Annotated in this window: 14 protein-coding genes; 4 read left to right on the top strand and 10 right to left on the bottom strand. The window is 71.0% G+C overall.

Annotated elements, in window-relative coordinates; translation table 11 throughout:
* Positions 1 to 23: 23 nt before the first annotated feature.
* Both ACR3ZA_RS08330 and ACR3ZA_RS08325 read right to left on the bottom strand, forming a co-directional pair.
* On the bottom strand, positions 24 to 932 hold the full coding sequence (locus ACR3ZA_RS08330; protein ID WP_473661506.1) for a serine hydrolase: 909 nt from the start codon (positions 930 to 932) through the stop codon (positions 24 to 26).
* A complete protein-coding gene (locus ACR3ZA_RS08325; RefSeq protein ID WP_473661505.1) occupies positions 926 to 2896 on the bottom strand; it encodes a M13-type metalloendopeptidase in 1971 nt (656 codons plus the stop codon). Before ACR3ZA_RS08325 ends, ACR3ZA_RS08330 begins: the two co-directional genes overlap by 7 nt.
* A 63-nt stretch (positions 2897 to 2959) precedes the next feature.
* Between ACR3ZA_RS08325 and ACR3ZA_RS08320 the strand changes: the two genes are divergently transcribed.
* The 4 genes from ACR3ZA_RS08320 to ACR3ZA_RS08305 are packed head-to-tail and all read left to right on the top strand — an operon-like array spanning position 2960 to position 6929.
* Positions 2960 to 4171, top strand: a complete 1212-nt coding sequence (locus tag ACR3ZA_RS08320) for an MFS transporter (protein ID WP_473661504.1) — start codon at positions 2960 to 2962, stop codon at positions 4169 to 4171.
* A gap of 9 nt (positions 4172 to 4180) precedes the next feature.
* The gene (gene nucS, locus ACR3ZA_RS08315) at positions 4181 to 4876 is read left to right on the top strand and encodes an endonuclease NucS (RefSeq protein ID WP_294178845.1); all 696 of its coding nucleotides are present in this window, start codon (positions 4181 to 4183) and stop codon (positions 4874 to 4876) included.
* Positions 4877 to 4880: 4 nt separating this feature from the next.
* Positions 4881 to 6230 (top strand): MATE family efflux transporter, encoded by a 1350-nt coding sequence (locus ACR3ZA_RS08310; protein WP_473661503.1) that lies wholly within the window; start codon positions 4881 to 4883, stop codon positions 6228 to 6230.
* A 9-nt stretch (positions 6231 to 6239) separates the two neighbouring features.
* Positions 6240 to 6929: an HAD hydrolase-like protein gene (locus ACR3ZA_RS08305; protein WP_294178841.1), complete on the top strand. Its 690-nt coding sequence runs from the start codon at positions 6240 to 6242 to the stop codon at positions 6927 to 6929.
* Between the two features lie 24 nt (positions 6930 to 6953).
* Here the strand turns inward: ACR3ZA_RS08305 and ACR3ZA_RS08300 are convergent, their stop codons facing one another.
* From ACR3ZA_RS08300 to ACR3ZA_RS08265, 8 genes are all read right to left on the bottom strand, one after another.
* The gene (locus ACR3ZA_RS08300) at positions 6954 to 7997 is read right to left on the bottom strand and encodes an NAD(P)/FAD-dependent oxidoreductase (protein WP_294178840.1); all 1044 of its coding nucleotides are present in this window, start codon (positions 7995 to 7997) and stop codon (positions 6954 to 6956) included.
* On the bottom strand, positions 7994 to 8533 hold the full coding sequence (locus ACR3ZA_RS08295) for an isoprenylcysteine carboxylmethyltransferase family protein (RefSeq protein ID WP_473661502.1): 540 nt from the start codon (positions 8531 to 8533) through the stop codon (positions 7994 to 7996). The genes ACR3ZA_RS08300 and ACR3ZA_RS08295 overlap by 4 nt, the downstream gene beginning before the upstream one ends.
* Complete coding sequence (locus ACR3ZA_RS08290; protein ID WP_473661501.1) at positions 8533 to 9594, bottom strand: type III polyketide synthase; 1062 nt, start codon at positions 9592 to 9594, stop codon at positions 8533 to 8535. Before ACR3ZA_RS08290 ends, ACR3ZA_RS08295 begins: the two co-directional genes overlap by 1 nt.
* A gap of 32 nt (positions 9595 to 9626) precedes the next feature.
* Entirely contained in the window at positions 9627 to 10733 is a 1107-nt protein-coding gene (locus ACR3ZA_RS08285; protein WP_473661500.1) for a bifunctional 2-methylcitrate synthase/citrate synthase, read from the bottom strand.
* A 1-nt stretch (position 10734) separates the two neighbouring features.
* Positions 10735 to 11643: a methylisocitrate lyase gene (gene prpB / locus ACR3ZA_RS08280; RefSeq protein WP_294178834.1), complete on the bottom strand. Its 909-nt coding sequence runs from the start codon at positions 11641 to 11643 to the stop codon at positions 10735 to 10737.
* Positions 11643 to 13148: an MmgE/PrpD family protein gene (locus tag ACR3ZA_RS08275; RefSeq protein WP_473661499.1), complete on the bottom strand. Its 1506-nt coding sequence runs from the start codon at positions 13146 to 13148 to the stop codon at positions 11643 to 11645. Before ACR3ZA_RS08275 ends, prpB begins: the two co-directional genes overlap by 1 nt.
* On the bottom strand, positions 13145 to 13801 hold the full coding sequence (locus ACR3ZA_RS08270; protein ID WP_473661498.1) for an FCD domain-containing protein: 657 nt from the start codon (positions 13799 to 13801) through the stop codon (positions 13145 to 13147). The genes ACR3ZA_RS08275 and ACR3ZA_RS08270 overlap by 4 nt, the downstream gene beginning before the upstream one ends.
* Positions 13802 to 13917: 116 nt before the next feature.
* Positions 13918 to 14367, bottom strand: a complete 450-nt coding sequence (locus ACR3ZA_RS08265; protein WP_473661497.1) for a rhodanese-like domain-containing protein — start codon at positions 14365 to 14367, stop codon at positions 13918 to 13920.
* Positions 14368 to 14437 lie beyond the last annotated feature (70 nt).

The following is a 14437-nucleotide window of genomic DNA, read 5'->3' as shown; positions in this document are numbered from 1 at the left end:
GACTGGTCGCCAAGCCGACACGCCTAGTGCACGTACTCCAGCAGATCGAAGCCGACGGTGCGCATCGCCTCAAGAGCGCGCAGTCGCGACGCGGCTCCCTCGTCCGCGAAGTGCACCGTCACGGCGTAGGCGACCGCGTGGCGCGGGCCGCGAAGCACCCCCGCCTCCGCACGCACCCCCGCATCTGTTCCGGTCTTGTTGACGAGCTGCAAGCCGTGATCGGGGGTGCGATGCGAGAACGGATCGAGGCCGAAGGCGCTGGCCACCATGGAGAGGTCGGCGTTCAGCGAGAGCCACCCGAGCACGCGGCTGCTCGTCGCGTGATCGACGACGCGGCCGTGCGCCAGCGCCACGAAGAGCTCGGTGAGCTCTGCGGTGGACCCCACCGAGAGCTGCGGGGCGTCGTCCGGCCCCCGCAGATCGCGCACCAGGTCGAGCAGCGCGGTGCGCGTGAGGCCGAGCCCCTCGGTGCGGGTTCGGACCGCGTCGAGGCCGACCTGACGCAGCAGCACGTTGGTGGCGAGGTTGTCGCTCGCGGCACCGATCAGCGTCGCGAGGTCTGCCACCGGAAGCGAGGGGGCCTGCAGGTGCTGCCACACGCCGCTGTCGCCCACGGTGTCGCTGGGAGACTTGTCGAGGATGGCGAATCCGCTCGCGTCGCGCTCGGTGATGCGCGCCGACAACTCGACAAGCAGCAGGATCTTGCCGATGCTCGCCGTCGGCAGGGCGATGCGCTCATCGATCGAGGCGAGCGGCTCGTTGGAGTCGAGGTCGACCACCGAGGCCGAGACCTGGGCGCCGTCGTACGCGATCTCGCCGAGCGCGGTGAAGCTCGCCGAGAAGTTCGCGACTCGCTCGATCGCACGATGACGAGGCGTACGCGGCCCGCGTACGCGATCTCGTCGCTCAGGCGACGGCGCGAGTTCTACCAAATGGTCACACGATCGTTCGGGTCGAGCCAGAGGGCGTCCGTCTCGCTGAGATCGAACGCACGAGAGAACTCGTCAATATTACGAACGATCTGGTTGCAGCGGAACTCGCTCGGCGAATGCGGGTCGATGGCGAGCAGCCGGATCGCCTCCTCGTCGCGGTACTTCGACCTCCAGGCCTGTGCCCAGCTGAGGAAGAAGCGCTGCGCGCCGGTGAGCCCCTCGATGACGGGAGGCTCGGCGCCGTCGAGCGACAGCTGGTACGCCTTCCACGCGATCCCGAGCCCGCCGAGGTCGCCGATGTTCTCGCCGATCGTCAGCGCACCGTTGACGTGATGGTCGGGGATGCCGCTCGGCGCGAGGGCGTCGTACTGGGCGATGAGACTGGCGGTGCGCTCTTCGAAGGCCGCGCGGTCCTCGGCGGTCCACCAGTCGGTCAGCCGGCCGTCGCCGTCGAAGCGCGAGCCCTGGTCGTCGAAGCCGTGCCCGATCTCGTGGCCGATCACGGCGCCGATCGCGCCGTAGTTGGCTGCCGCATCCCGGCTCTCGTCGAAGAAGGGGAACTGCAGAATGGCCGCCGGGAACACGATCTCGTTGAAGCCGGGGTTGTAGTACGCGTTGATCGTCTGCGGCGTCATGAACCACTCGTCGCGGTCCAGCGGCTTGCCGATCTTGCCGAGCTCGCGCTGGAACTCGAACTCCGATGCGGCGCGGACGTTGGCGACGAGGTCGTCGGCATCGATCGCCAGCGTCGAGTAATCGCGCCACCTCACCGGGAAGCCGATCTTGGGGGTGAACTTCTCGAGCTTGTCGAGGGCGCGCTGCCGGGTCTCCTCGGTCATCCAGTCGAGGTTCCGGATGCTCTGACGGTAGGCCTCCACCAGGTGCGCGACGAGGTCGTCCATCGCGGCTTTCGCCGTCGGGCTGAAGTGCTTCTCGACGTAGATGCGGCCGATCGCCTCGCCGAGCGCGCCCTCGGTGACGGCGACCCCGCGCTTCCAGCGCGCGCGCAGCTCAGGCGTACCCGTGAGCGTCTTGCCGTAGAAGTCGAAGTTGGCGTTCACGACCTCGCGGTGCAGGTAGGGCGAGGCGGAGCGGATGACCTGCCAGCTCAGCCAGTCGCGCCAGGCGGGCACCCGGTCCTCGACGAGCAGCTCGGCGAGACCGGAGACGAAGCTCGGCTGGCGCACAACGACCTCGTCGAAGGACCCGGCGGGCACATCGAGGGCGGCCAGCCACGAGTCGACGAACGACGCGGCGACACCGGCGAGAGCGGTCACCTCGCTCCAAGCGGTGAGGTTGTAGGTGGCCTGGCTGTCGCGCGATCGCACGTTGTCCCAGTGGTGGGAGGCGATCGCCGTCTCCAGCTCCAGGATGCGCGCGGCGCGCACGCCCGCGTCGTCGAGCCCGGCCATCGCCAGCATGCGCTCGAGGTGCGCGAGGTAGGCGGCACGGATCTCGGTGAACTTGTCCTCGCGGTAGTACGACTCGTCGGGAAGACCGAGGCCGCCCTGCTCGAGGAACACCAGGTAGCGCTCGGGATTCCCGGGGTCGTTGTCGACGAAGGCCTGGATGAAGCCGCCGACTCCGGCACGCTCCAGACGCCCGAGCGTCTGCGCAAAGCTCGTCAGGTCGGTGGCGGAGGCGGCCGCCGCCAGCTCCTCGGCGACCGGGCTCCAGCCCAGCTCCTCGATCCGCTGCTCGTTCATGAAGCTGGCGTAGAGGTCGCCGATCTTGCGCTCCTCGGTGCCCGGGGCGGCCGACTGCGCGGCCTCGATGATCTCGCGCACCGCCTGCTCGGCCTCTTCGGCGAGCACGTAGAAGGAGCCGTAGCGCGCCTTGTCGGCAGGGATCTCGGTGCGGTCGATCCACCGTCCGTTCACGTGCCGGAACAGGTCGTCCTGAGGGCGGACCGCCGGATCGAGTTCGTCGATTTCGATGCCGGAAGGAAGCAGTGCGTCGGTCATACCCGTCAGCCTAGATTCTTCTCCGTGCACGAATGCCGCGCCCTCGCCGGATAGCGTGAGGAGGTGAACACTGCTCCTCCTTCGGTGACGGCCTGGCGCAACGCCGTCTTCGTCGCCTTCACCGTCAACGGTCTGGGCATGGCGGCCTGGATCTCCCGCATCCCGGCCCTGCGCGATCAGCTGGACATCCCGGTCTCCCAGGTCGGCATTCTGCTGTTCGCCATCTCGACCGGGGCGATCCTCGGTCTGCTCATCTCGGGGCATCTCGTGCACGCGATCGGCGGCGCGCAGACGATCCGTCTGACGCTGCTCGCCTTCGGGCTCGGGCTGATCCTCACGGGCGCCGCGACGACGCTGCTCTCGAACTTCGTGCTCGCGCTGCTCGGCATGGCGATCACCGGCTTCGCCGGTGCGGTGTGCGACGTCGCGATGAATGTCGAGGGCGCGGGCGCGGAGCGCGCGCTTCGCCGCAACATCATGCCCTGGTATCACGCGAGCTGGAGCCTGGGCACCGTCGCGGGGGCCGGCATCGGCTCGGCGGCGGCGTTCGCCGGGGTGCCCGTGCTCGTTCACTTCGGGCTGATGGGCGCTCTTCTGGCGGTCGCCGCGGTCATCGTGCCGCGCTGGCTGCCCGCGCACATCACCGAGGAGGAGGGGCAGGAGCCCCGCCCCGACTTCCGCGAGCGGATGGCGATCTGGACCGACCCGCGCACCCTGCTGATCGGCCTGATCGTGCTGGGCATGGCCTTCACCGAGGGCAGCGCGAACGACTGGCTCGCGCTCGCGCTGATCGATGCGCACGAGCTGGAGAACGGAACGGGCGCGCTGCTGTTCGGCGTCTTCGCCACCGCGATGACAATCGGACGCATCGTCGGGGTTCCGATCCTCGACCGCTTCGGCCGGGTGCCGGTGCTGCGCGCCTCGGCATTGACCGCGGCGGTCGGTCTCGCGATCGTCATCCTGGTGCCGATCCCCGCGCTCTACGTCGTCGGCATCGTGCTCTGGGGGCTCGGGGCCTCGCTCGGCTTCCCGGTGGGCATGTCGGCGGCCGCCGACGACGCCCGCACCGCGGCCGCCCGCGTGAGCGCGGTGGCGACGGTCGGCTACTTCGCCTTCCTCGTCGGTCCCCCGCTGATCGGATTCGTGGGTGAACAGATCGGTCTGCTCAACGCGCTGTTCATCGTGCTCGCACTCATCGTGCTCTCCGCCGTCATGTCGCCCGCCGCGCGCGAGCAGACGCCGACGCCGGACGCCGAGCCGGTCGACGCCTCGTAGGATCGACGCGTGCGTCTTGTCATTGCCCGCTGCTCCGTCGACTACGCGGGGCGACTGAGCGCGCACCTGCCGCTCGCGACGCGACTGCTGCTGGTGAAGGCCGACGGCAGCGTCCTCGTGCACTCGGATTCACTGAGCTACAAGCCTCTCAACTGGATGAGCCCGCCCTGCACCTTCACCGTCGATGAGGTCGACGAGGAGCGCGCCTCGGCCGGCGTCGTCGAGCTCTGGCGCGTCACCCACGCGAAGACCGCCGACCTGCTCGTGATCTCGATCCACGAGATCCTGCACGACACCTCGCACGAGCTCGGCATCGACCCGGGGCTGCAGAAGGACGGCGTCGAGGCCGAGCTGCAGCGCCTGCTCGCCGAGCAGATCGACCTGCTGGGGGAGGGGCACGAACTGGTGCGCCGCGAGTACATGACCGCGATCGGTCCGGTCGACATCCTGGCGCGGGATGCGAGCGGCGCCTCGGTCGCCGTCGAGATCAAGCGCCGCGGCGACATCGACGGGGTCGAGCAGCTCACCCGCTACCTCGAGCTGATGAACCGCGACCCCTTGCTCGCGCCCGTCGCGGGCGTGTTCGCGGCGCAGGAGATCAAGCCGCAGGCTCGCACGCTCGCGGAGGACCGGGGCATCCGCTGCCTGGTGCTCGACTACGACGCCATGCGCGGACTCGAGACCGGCCACTCCCGGCTGTTCTGACGCCGTGACCACCGCTCGAGCCGAACGCCGCGCGCTCGATCGCGAGATCCTGCGCCTCGCCGTTCCGGCGCTCGGCGCGCTCGTCGCCGAGCCGCTGTTCCTGCTCACCGACACCGCGCTGGTCGGGCACCTCGGCGCCGTGTCGCTGGCGGGGCTCGGCATCGCCGGCACGATCCTGCAGACCGCGATCGGGCTGCTGATCTTCCTCGCCTACGCGACCACCCCGACGGTGGCGCGGCGCCTCGGGGCGGGCGACCGGGCGGGGGCGATCCGCGCGGGCATCGACGGCATGTGGCTCGCCCTGGCGCTGGGTGCGCTTCTCGCCGTGGTCGGCGCCCTCACCGCGCGCCCGCTCGCCGCCGCCTTCGGTGCGGCCCCGGCGGTGACCGACGCCGCGGTCGAGTACCTGGCGATCGCCGTCTGGGGGATGCCCGGGATGCTGCTCGTGATCGCCGCAACCGGGCTGCTGCGCGGCCTGCAGGACACCCGCACCCCGCTCGTCGTCGCGATCGCCGGCTTCACCGCCAACGCGGCGCTCAACGCCGTCTTCATCTACGGCCTGGGCTGGGGGATCGCGGGATCGGCCGCCGGCACCGTCGTCGCCCAGTACGGCATGGCCGCCGTCTATGTCGTGATGGCGGTGCGTGCCGCACGCCCGCACGGCGTCGCCCTCCGCCCGGGGCTCGCGGGGGTGAGCGCCTCGGCCGCGGCGGGCGGCTGGCTGTTGCTGCGCACCGCGTCGCTGCGCCTCGGCATGGTCGCCTTCACGGTCGTCGGCGCGGCGATCGGCACCGAGGAGCTCGCGGCGCTGCAGGTCTCGATGGCCGTGCTCTCGCTCGTCGCGTTCGTGCTCGACGCGGAGGCGATCGCCGCGCAGGCGATGGTCGGGCACGCGCTCGGCGCGGGCGACCACGTCCGGGTTCGCACGGTCGTGCACCGACTGATCCAGCACACCGTGCTCGCCGGGCTCGGCAGCGGCCTGATCCTCGCGGCACTCGCCCCCGTCGCCGGGCGGGTGTTCACCTCCGACCCGGCGGTGCTGGCGATGCTCCCCGGGCTGCTGCTCGTGCTGGCGGTGACCGCCCCGTTGGCCGGCTACGTGTTCGTGCTCGACGGCATCCTGATCGGCGCGGGCGATGCCCGCTATCTGGCGCTCACCGGCCTTGCCAACGTGGTCGTCTACCTGCCCGCTCTGCTGCTGGCCCTGCTTCCGCCCGAGGGCGGACTCGCCGCCGTGCTGCTCGCGCAGGGCGCCTGGTCGCTGGTCTATCTCGCGGCGCGCGCGCTCACTCTGGGGCTTCGGGCGCGCGGGGACCGCTGGATGACGACCGGCGCCGCACGCGCCGCGTCCTAGGCTGGTCGGGTGTCCGCCGCATCCGTCGCTCCGCCGTTCAGCTCGATCCTGTTCGATCTGGACGGCACGATCGTGGACTCCGCGCCGGGCATCACCTCGAGCCTCGCGCACACCTACGAGGCACTGGGGATGCCGGTTCCCACCCCCGCTGAGCTGCTGCGCTGGGTCGGCCCGCCGATCCTCGACTCCTTCCGCGACCTCGCGGGGCTGAACGAGGCGGAATCCGCTCGCGCGCTCGAGGTGTACCGCAAGCACTACGTCTCGACCGGCGTCTTCGACGCGGTCGTCTACCCGGGAGTGCGCGAGATCCTGGCCGCGATCCACGACGCCGGGATCCCGCTCTCGCTCGCCACCTCCAAGCCCGAGCTGCCGGCCCGGCTGATCCTCGACCACTTCGAGCTCTCGCAGTACTTCACCGAGTTCACCGGCGCGAGCGAGGACGAGTCACGCAGCGCCAAGAAGGACGTGGTGCTGGAGGCGCTGCGGCGCCTGCGCGTCGCGGGCGCCGATCTCAGCAACCCGATCATGGTGGGCGACCGCCACCACGACGTGGAGGGCGCCCACGAGCGCGGCATCCCCACCTTCTTCGTGACCTGGGGCTACGGCTCGCCCGCCGAGCAGGCGGGCGCGGTGGGTGTCGCCGAGACTCCGCGCGAGTTGGCCGCGCTTCTCGGTCTCGAAGCCTCCGCCGCCGCGTAGCTCGCGCAGCGGAGAACGGCGGCGTCAGCGGGCCAGCCGCTCGACCGCCGCGCCGAACAGTCGCGGCGCCGCGCGCGCGATCGGAACCACGCGGGAGCGCGCGGGGGAGTTCGCGAGCGCGACCGTCGCCCGGGTCAGCCAGCGGAAGTCCCGGGTGATCTGCCGCCAGCGTCGCTCGTAGTCGTGCGCGTCCCCGCGGCGCACCGCCTGCACGGCGGCCTCGGCCTGCGCGAAGCCGATGCGCAGCCCTTCCCCGGTCAGGGCATCGACATAGCCGGAGGCATCCCCGACCAGCAGCACCCGCCCGCGCGTGCGCGCGGAAGTCGTCTGACGGAACGGGCCCGCGCCGATCACCGGCGTCGCACGCGGTGCGCGGGCGATGCGGGCGGCGAGCTCGGGGCAGGCGGCGAGCGCCTCGCCGAACCGCACGCCGCGGCGGGTGAGCGCCGCGATCCCGACCACACCGTCGGCAGTGGGGGTGACATAGAGCTCGGCGTCGCTCGTCCAGTGCACCTCGATCAGGTCGCTCCACGGCTCGATCGCGAAGTGCTGGCGCTGTCCGAAGCGTCGACCGCGCTCCCGCGCCGGACGGTGCAGTCCCAGAAGGCGCGCGACGGGCGAGTGCAGGCCGTCGCAGGCGAGCATCCACTCCCCGCGCACCCGCGGCCCGGTCGTCAGCGCCGTGACGTGCTCGCCCTCCTGCTCGACGTCGAGCACGCGCGCGGCGACGCGGCGCACCCCGACCTGCTCCGCGCGCTCCAGCAACGCGGCGTGCAGGGTCGTGCGCCGCACCCCGAGCGCGGTCCCGCCGGCGAAGCGGTGATCCGCCGACGACCGGCCGTCGCGGTAGGCGACCCCGCGCAGCTCGAAGCCCGCCGGAGCGACCCCCAGCCGGTGCAGCGCCGGCACGGCGCCCGGCATCAGGCCCTCCCCGCACGCCTTGTCGATGACGCCCTCGCGGGGCTCGACCACAATCACGTCAAGACCGGCCTCGCGCGCCTCGATCGCGCTCGCCAGGCCGATCGGCCCGCCGCCGACCACCACGACTTCGGTCTCGTAGACCGTCACCGGGTCGGGCGCGCCGCGGCCAGGGCGCGATTCTCGGTGGGGATGCGGAAGCCGAGCAGCAGGATCGCGTTCAGCACCGTGAACACGATGGCGGTGATCCACGAGGTGTGCACCAGGGGAAGGGCGATCCCCTCGAGGGCGACGATCACGTAGTTCGGGTGGCGCACCCACGACCAGCGGTACGGTCCGCGTCGCGAGAGCGCGAGCCCGGGCACGACGATCACGCGCGTGTTCCATTGGAACCCGAGCGAGGCGATCACCCAGTAGCGTCCCGCCTGGCACAGCAGCGCGATCACCAGCGTCGGCCAGCCGAGCTCCGGGATGAACGGACGCTCGCCGAGCCAGGCCTCGAGGAACGCCGCGACCAGCAGCCCGGTGTGCAGCGCGACCATCGCCGGGAAATGGCGCTTGCCGCTCTCGATCCCGCCGCGGGCGAAGGCCCAGGCGGCGTTTCGGCGCGAGATCACCAGCTCGATCAGGCGCTCCACACCCGTGAGCAGCAGGAGAGCTGCGAACATCACCAGGGTGAGCGTCATCACGCCACCCACTTCAGCAGCACCGACTCGCTGGTGACTCCCGGCCCGACGGCGAGCACCACGCCCAAGGCACCGTCCGTCTGGACGAACTGATCGGCGAGCACGTGCAGAACGGAGGCGGAGGAGAGGTTGCCGACCGACTCGAGGGAGCGCCAACTCGGTGCGAGCTGCCCGCTGCCGAGATTCAGGCCCACCTCGAAGGCCTCCAGCACGCGCGGGCCACCCGGATGCGCGATCCATGCGGCGATGTCCGCGGTGCCGAGCGCGTGCCGCTCCAGCAGCGCGAGCACCTCGCGCGGCACACCGCCGCCGACCGTCTCCGACACCGAGGCGCTCAGCACGATGCGAAAGCCCGTTCCGCCGACGTCCCAGCCGATGACGCTCTGGCTGTCGGGGTGCAGCGCGGCGCGGGTGTCGAGGATCTCCGGGCCCGGCAGGCCGAGCTTCTCCGCGCGGTTCGCCCCGGCCACCACGACCGCTGCCGCGCCGTCGCCGAACAGGCCGCTGGCGACGAAGTTCGCCACCGAGAGGTCGTCGCGCTGCAGGGTGAGCGAGCAGAGCTCGACCGAGACGAGCACGGCGATCTCGTCGGGGTGGCCGACCAGGTAGTCGTGCACCCGGGCAAGCCCGGCGGCGCCGGCGACGCAGCCGAGGCCGAAGGAGGGCATCCGCTTGATGTCGGGGCGAAGGCCGACGAGCGGAACCAGGCGGGCGTCGATCGACGGGGCCGCGATCCCGGTCACCGAGGTGAACAGCAGGTAGTCGACCTCGCGCGGATCGAGACCGGCCGCGTCGAGCGCCGCGGTCAGCGCGCGCGCTGCGAGCGCGGTGCCCTCGCTGATCCAGATGTCGTTCGCCTCGGTGAACCCGCCGAGTTCGCGGTAGCGCTCCAGGGGCAGCACCGTGTGCCGGCGACCGATGCCGCTCGCGGCATGGAAGCGCTCGAGCACGGCGCGCTGCGGGCTCACCGGAGCGATCAGGTCGGCGAGTTCCGCCGTGATCTCACTCTGCGTGTAGGCATGCTCGGGCAGCGCCGGTGCCACCGCCACGATTCGCGACATGTGCGGAACGTACCACCCGAAGCCGCGCGGCGTCAGGGGACCTGACGCTGCTCCGGGCCGACGTACTCCGAGAGCGGGCGGATGAGCGCGTTCGACTCGAGCTGCTCCCGGATGTGCGCCGTCCAGCCGGTGACCCGGCTGGCGACGAACAGCGGCGTGAAGAGCTCGGTGTCGAAGCCGATGAGGTGGTACGCCGGCCCGCTCGGGTAGTCGAGGTTGGGCTTGATGCCCTTGCGGTCATCCATGGCCTGCTCGAGCGTCGTGTACAGCTCGGCGAGGTCGGGGCGGTCGTACTCCTGAATCAGGCTGTCGAGCGCCTGCTTCATCGTCGGCACGCGCGAGTCGCCGCTCTTGTAGACGCGATGGCCGAAGCCCATGATTTTGCGCTTCTCGGCGAGCGCGGTGTCGAGCCAGGCCTCCGCCTTCGCGGCCTCGCCGATCTCGTCGAAGACGTACATGACCGCCTCGTTGGCGCCGCCGTGCAGCGGACCCTTGAGCGCGCCGACCGCTCCGACAACGGCCGAGTAGAGGTCGGCGAGCGTCGAGGTGATCACGCGCGCGGTGAAGGTGGAGGCGTTGAAGGAGTGCTCGGCGTACAGGATCATCGACACGTCGAAGGCGTTGACGACCACCAGGTCGGGCACCTCGCCGAAGGTCATGTGCAGGAAGTTCGCCGAGTAGCCGAGGTCACCGCGGGGCTCCACGAGGTCGAGGCCGCGCCGACGACGCTGCGTGTAGGCGACGATCGCCGGCAGCTGGGCCCAGAGGCGGATCGCCTTGTCGAGGTTGGCCTCCGGGCTCGCGTCGGCCGCGGTCGCATCGGCGGCGCCGATCGCGCTGATGGCGGTGCGCATGACATCCATCGGATGCGCATCCTTCGGCAGCAGGTCGATCGTGTGCTTGGCCAGCGGGGTGAGCGCGCGGTGCGCCCGCTCCAGCTCCTGGAAGTTCTGCAGCTCGTCGTCGCTCGGCAGCTCGCCGTGCCAGAGCAGGTAGGCGACCTCCTCGAAGGTGCGGCTGGCGCACAGATCCTGCACCGGATAGCCGCGGTAGAGCAGCGAGTTGGTCTCGGGGTTGACCTTCGAGATCGCGGTGGTGTCAACGACGACACCCGCGAGCCCCTTCTTGATCTCTGTCATGTCAGCTCCTGTTGTTGTTCAGGTCGAAGGTGAAGATGTTGTCGTCGAACGAACCGTAGGCCGCATAGTCGACGAGTTCGTAGAGGCGTGCCCGGGTCTGCATCTCGGGCACCTTCGAGGTCAGCGATCCCTCGGCGAGGATCGTGTCGAGGCCACGTTCCGCCGCGCCCATCGCCAGACGCAGCAGCGACACCGGGAAGATCACGATGTTCACCCCGACGTCGGCCAGCTGCGCCGTGGTGAACAGCTCGCTCTTGCCGAACTCGGTCATGTTCGCCAGCACCGGCACGTCGACGGCCGCGCGGATCGCGGCGAACTCTTCGAGACTCGCCATTGCCTCGGGGAAGATCGCGTCGGCGCCCGCATCGACGAGCGCCTTGGCGCGATCGATCGCGGCGGCCATGCCCTCCACCCCGCGGATATCGGTGCGCGCCATGATCAGGAAGTCGGGGTCGCGCCGGGCCGACACCGCCGCACGGATCCGCTTCAGCGCCGTCTGCTCGTCGACGACCTCCTTGCCGTCGAGGTGACCGCAGCGCTTCGGGTTGACCTGATCCTCCAGGTGGATGCCGGCCACGCCCGCGTCCTCCATCACCTGCACGGTGCGCGCGACGTTCATCGGCTCGCCGAAGCCGGTGTCGGCGTCGACCAGCGCGGGCAGGTCGGTGACCCGCGCGATCTGCGCCGCGCGACCGGCGACCTCGGTGAGGGTCGTCAACCCGATGTCGGGAAGCCCCAGGTCGGCGCTCATCACGGCACCCGAGATGTAGACGCCCTCGAAGCCCTTGTCCTGGATGAGCTGGGCGCTCAGCGGGTTGAAGGCGCCGGGCATCCGCACCAGTTCGCCGCTCGCCAGGCGGGCGCGGAAGGCGGCGCGCTTGGCGCTCGCGGTGAGGTTCGCGTGCAGCATCAGAAGAGTCCCTTCGGCGAAACGGGCAGCCCCTCGGCGACCACGTTGAGCTGGTCGAGCTCACCCGCGCCGAGGGTCGGCAGCGCCTCGGCCGCGGCCAGGAAGCGCTCGATCTCGGTGTCGGCGAGCACGCCCGCGGCGAGGGTGCGGAACTTGGCGACGTATTCGGCGCGCGCGAACGGCCGGGCCCCGAGCGGATGCGCATCCGCCACCGCGATCTCGTCGACGATGCGCTCCCCGCTCACCAGCTCGATCTCGACCCGCCCGCCGAAGGCCTGCTCCTTCGGGTCGGTGGAGAGGTAGCGGCGCGTCCACTCCGGGTCTTCGACGGTGGTGACCTTCTGCCACAGCTCCACCGTGTCGGCGCGCTGCGCGCGCTCGGGTGCGTAGGAGCCGACGTGGTCCCAAGCGCCGTCCTGCAGGGCGACCGTGAAGATGTACGGAATCGAGTGGTCGAGCGTCTCGCGCGACGCGGTCGGGTCGTACTTCTGCGGGTCGTTCGCGCCGGATCCGATCACGTAGTGCGTGTGGTGGCTGGAGGCGAGCACGACGCGGGCGATGTTGGCGGGGTCGCGCAGCTCGGGCCACTCGGTGCCGAGACGGCGGGCCAGGTCGATCCAGGCCTGCGCCTGGTACTCGGCGGAGTGCTCCTTCGTGTAGGAGTCGAGGATGGCACGTTTGGCCTCCCCTGCCTCTGGCAGCGGGATCGTGTAGCGCGCCTCGGGGCCGCCGAGGAGCCACGCGATCACGCCGTCTTCGCCCTCCCAGATCGGCGAGGGCGAGGTCTGCCCGCGCATCGCCCGATCGATCGCTTCGACGGCCATCTTTCCGGCGAAGGCGGGGGCGTGCGCCTTCCAGGTGGAGATCTCGCCCTTGCGCGACTGGCGCGTGGCGGTGGTGGTGTGCAGCGCCTGGCCGATGGCCTGGTAGATCGTCTCGGGGGCGAGGCCCAGCAGGGTGCCGATGCCGGCGGCGGCGCTCGGGCCGAGGTGCGCGACGTGGTCGATCTTGTGCCGGTGCAGGCTCATCCCGGTGGCGAGGTCGATCTGGATCTCGTAGCCGGTGGCGAGGCCGCGCACGAGCGCGGCGCCATCGCTGCCGACGTGCTGCGCAACGGCGAGCACGGGCGGGATGTTGTCACCGGGGTGCGAGTATTCCTCGGCGAGGTAGGTGTCGTGATAGTCGAGTTCGCGGACGGCGACCCCGTTCGCCCAGGCGGCCCACTCGGGGCTGTGCTTGCTGGTCACGCCGAAGACCGAGGCGCCGGCACCCCCGGGGGTGGGCTGGTGCGCGAGGGCCTGCCCGCGCGCACTGGTCACCGGGGCGCGGCCGAGCGAGGCCACCGCGACCGAGGCGTTGTCGATGACACGGTTGATCACCATGTCGGTCACTTCGGCGCTCACCTCGACCGGGTCGACCGCCACTTCGGCGATCTTCCACGCCAGCTGCTCCTCCCGGGGCAGCGGCTCCGAGCTCTTGAAGGTGCGAACGAGGTGATTCTTCACGCGGGGGTCTCCTGTCGGTCTCGCACGGCCAGCGTGGCGAGGATGGTGATGAGGGCATGGCGCAGATGCGCCGACACGGCGGAGGCGGCGAGCGCCTCGTCGCCGTCACGGATGGCTTCGCAGATGAGGCGGTGCTCGCTCGCCGAGCGACGCAGGCGATCAGCGTTGTCGGCGGCCATCCGGCGGGCGCGCGCGAGGTGCGCGCGCACGGCGTCGAGGCTCGCGGCGAAGGCGGGGTTTTCGATCGCGACGGCGAGCGCCTGGTCGAACTCGGCGATCAGCGCGTAGTACGAGTCGATGTCGCCCGTGTCGAGCAGAGCCGTCGCGCGATCGAAGCGCTCGGCGAGGTCGGCGAAGACGGCGCCGTCGCGGCGGCGGGCCGCGAGTTTCGCGGCGTGCGTCTCGAGGGCTTCGCGCAGTTCGAAGTAGCCGCGCACGCTGTGCTCCGAGACGTCGGAGACGATCGCAGTGCGGCCTCGGGTGGTGTCGACGAAGCCTTCGACGGCGAGCCGGGCGAGCGCGGCGCGCAGCGGGGTGCGCGAGACGCCCAGGCGCTCGGCGAGGTCGATCTCGCTGAGCGGGGTGCCGGGGCGCAGGCGCCAGGCGAGGATGTCTCCCCGCAGCGCCTCGTAGGCCCGATCGCTCGCACGCACGGGCCCACTGTACGCCGCTTCCCCGGTTCTGTATACAGAAACCGGGGTCCAGGGCGCTCATTGCCGCGGATGGCGGCTTTCAGGATACATTTGGGCCCCGATTGCCCGAAGCAAGCTCAGCAGTCGCAGGAGATCGCGCCCGCACCCGCCGTCGCGCGCGGGCCGGTCAGCTCGTCCACCGGGCGCGTGATGTCGCCGGACTCGTCGACGGCCGGCAGCCCCTCGCGCGCCCAGTACTCGAAGCCGCCGATCATCTCGCGCACCTCGAAGCCGAGCCGGCTCAGCTCGAGCGCCGCCTTGGTCGACCCGTTGCAGCCCGGGCTCCAGCAGTAGACGACCACCGGCACCTCGCGGGGGAGCAGGTCGAGTGCGCGCGCGGCGACGTCCTGCCGCGGCAGGTGGATCGCACCCACCGCGCGACCCTGTCGCCACGCGACCTCGTTGCGCACATCGACGAAGCTCAGCGCCTCGCCGGCGTCCAGCGCCGCCTGCACATCCGAAGGGTCGGTCTCGAAGCGGAGCTTGGCGGCGAAGTGGTCGACGGCGGTCTGCTGTGCGGGAGTCATGGTGCGAGCGTACGAACCTCCGCGCCACAGCTCCATCGATGCGCGGACAGCCAGACGGGATATCCCGCCA

It is taken from the genome of Herbiconiux sp. J20-20, from assembly GCF_057365085.1.
Note: the sequence above shows the minus strand (reverse complement) of the source record. Positions and strands in the feature narration are given on the sequence as shown.

Coding starts and splice junctions, on each gene's coding strand:
- ACR3ZA_RS08325 (WP_473661505.1), bottom strand. CDS start 2,896: ATGACCGACGCACTGCTTCCTTCCGGCATCGAAATCGACGAACTCGAT.
- ACR3ZA_RS08295 (WP_473661502.1), bottom strand. CDS start 8,533: ATGACGCTCACCCTGGTGATGTTCGCAGCTCTCCTGCTGCTCACGGGT.
- ACR3ZA_RS08290 (WP_473661501.1), bottom strand. CDS start 9,594: ATGTCGCGAATCGTGGCGGTGGCACCGGCGCTGCCCGAGCATGCCTAC.
- ACR3ZA_RS08285 (WP_473661500.1), bottom strand. CDS start 10,733: ATGACAGAGATCAAGAAGGGGCTCGCGGGTGTCGTCGTTGACACCACC.
- prpB (WP_294178834.1), bottom strand. CDS start 11,643: ATGCTGCACGCGAACCTCACCGCGAGCGCCAAGCGCGCCGCCTTCCGC.
- ACR3ZA_RS08265 (WP_473661497.1), bottom strand. CDS start 14,367: ATGACTCCCGCACAGCAGACCGCCGTCGACCACTTCGCCGCCAAGCTC.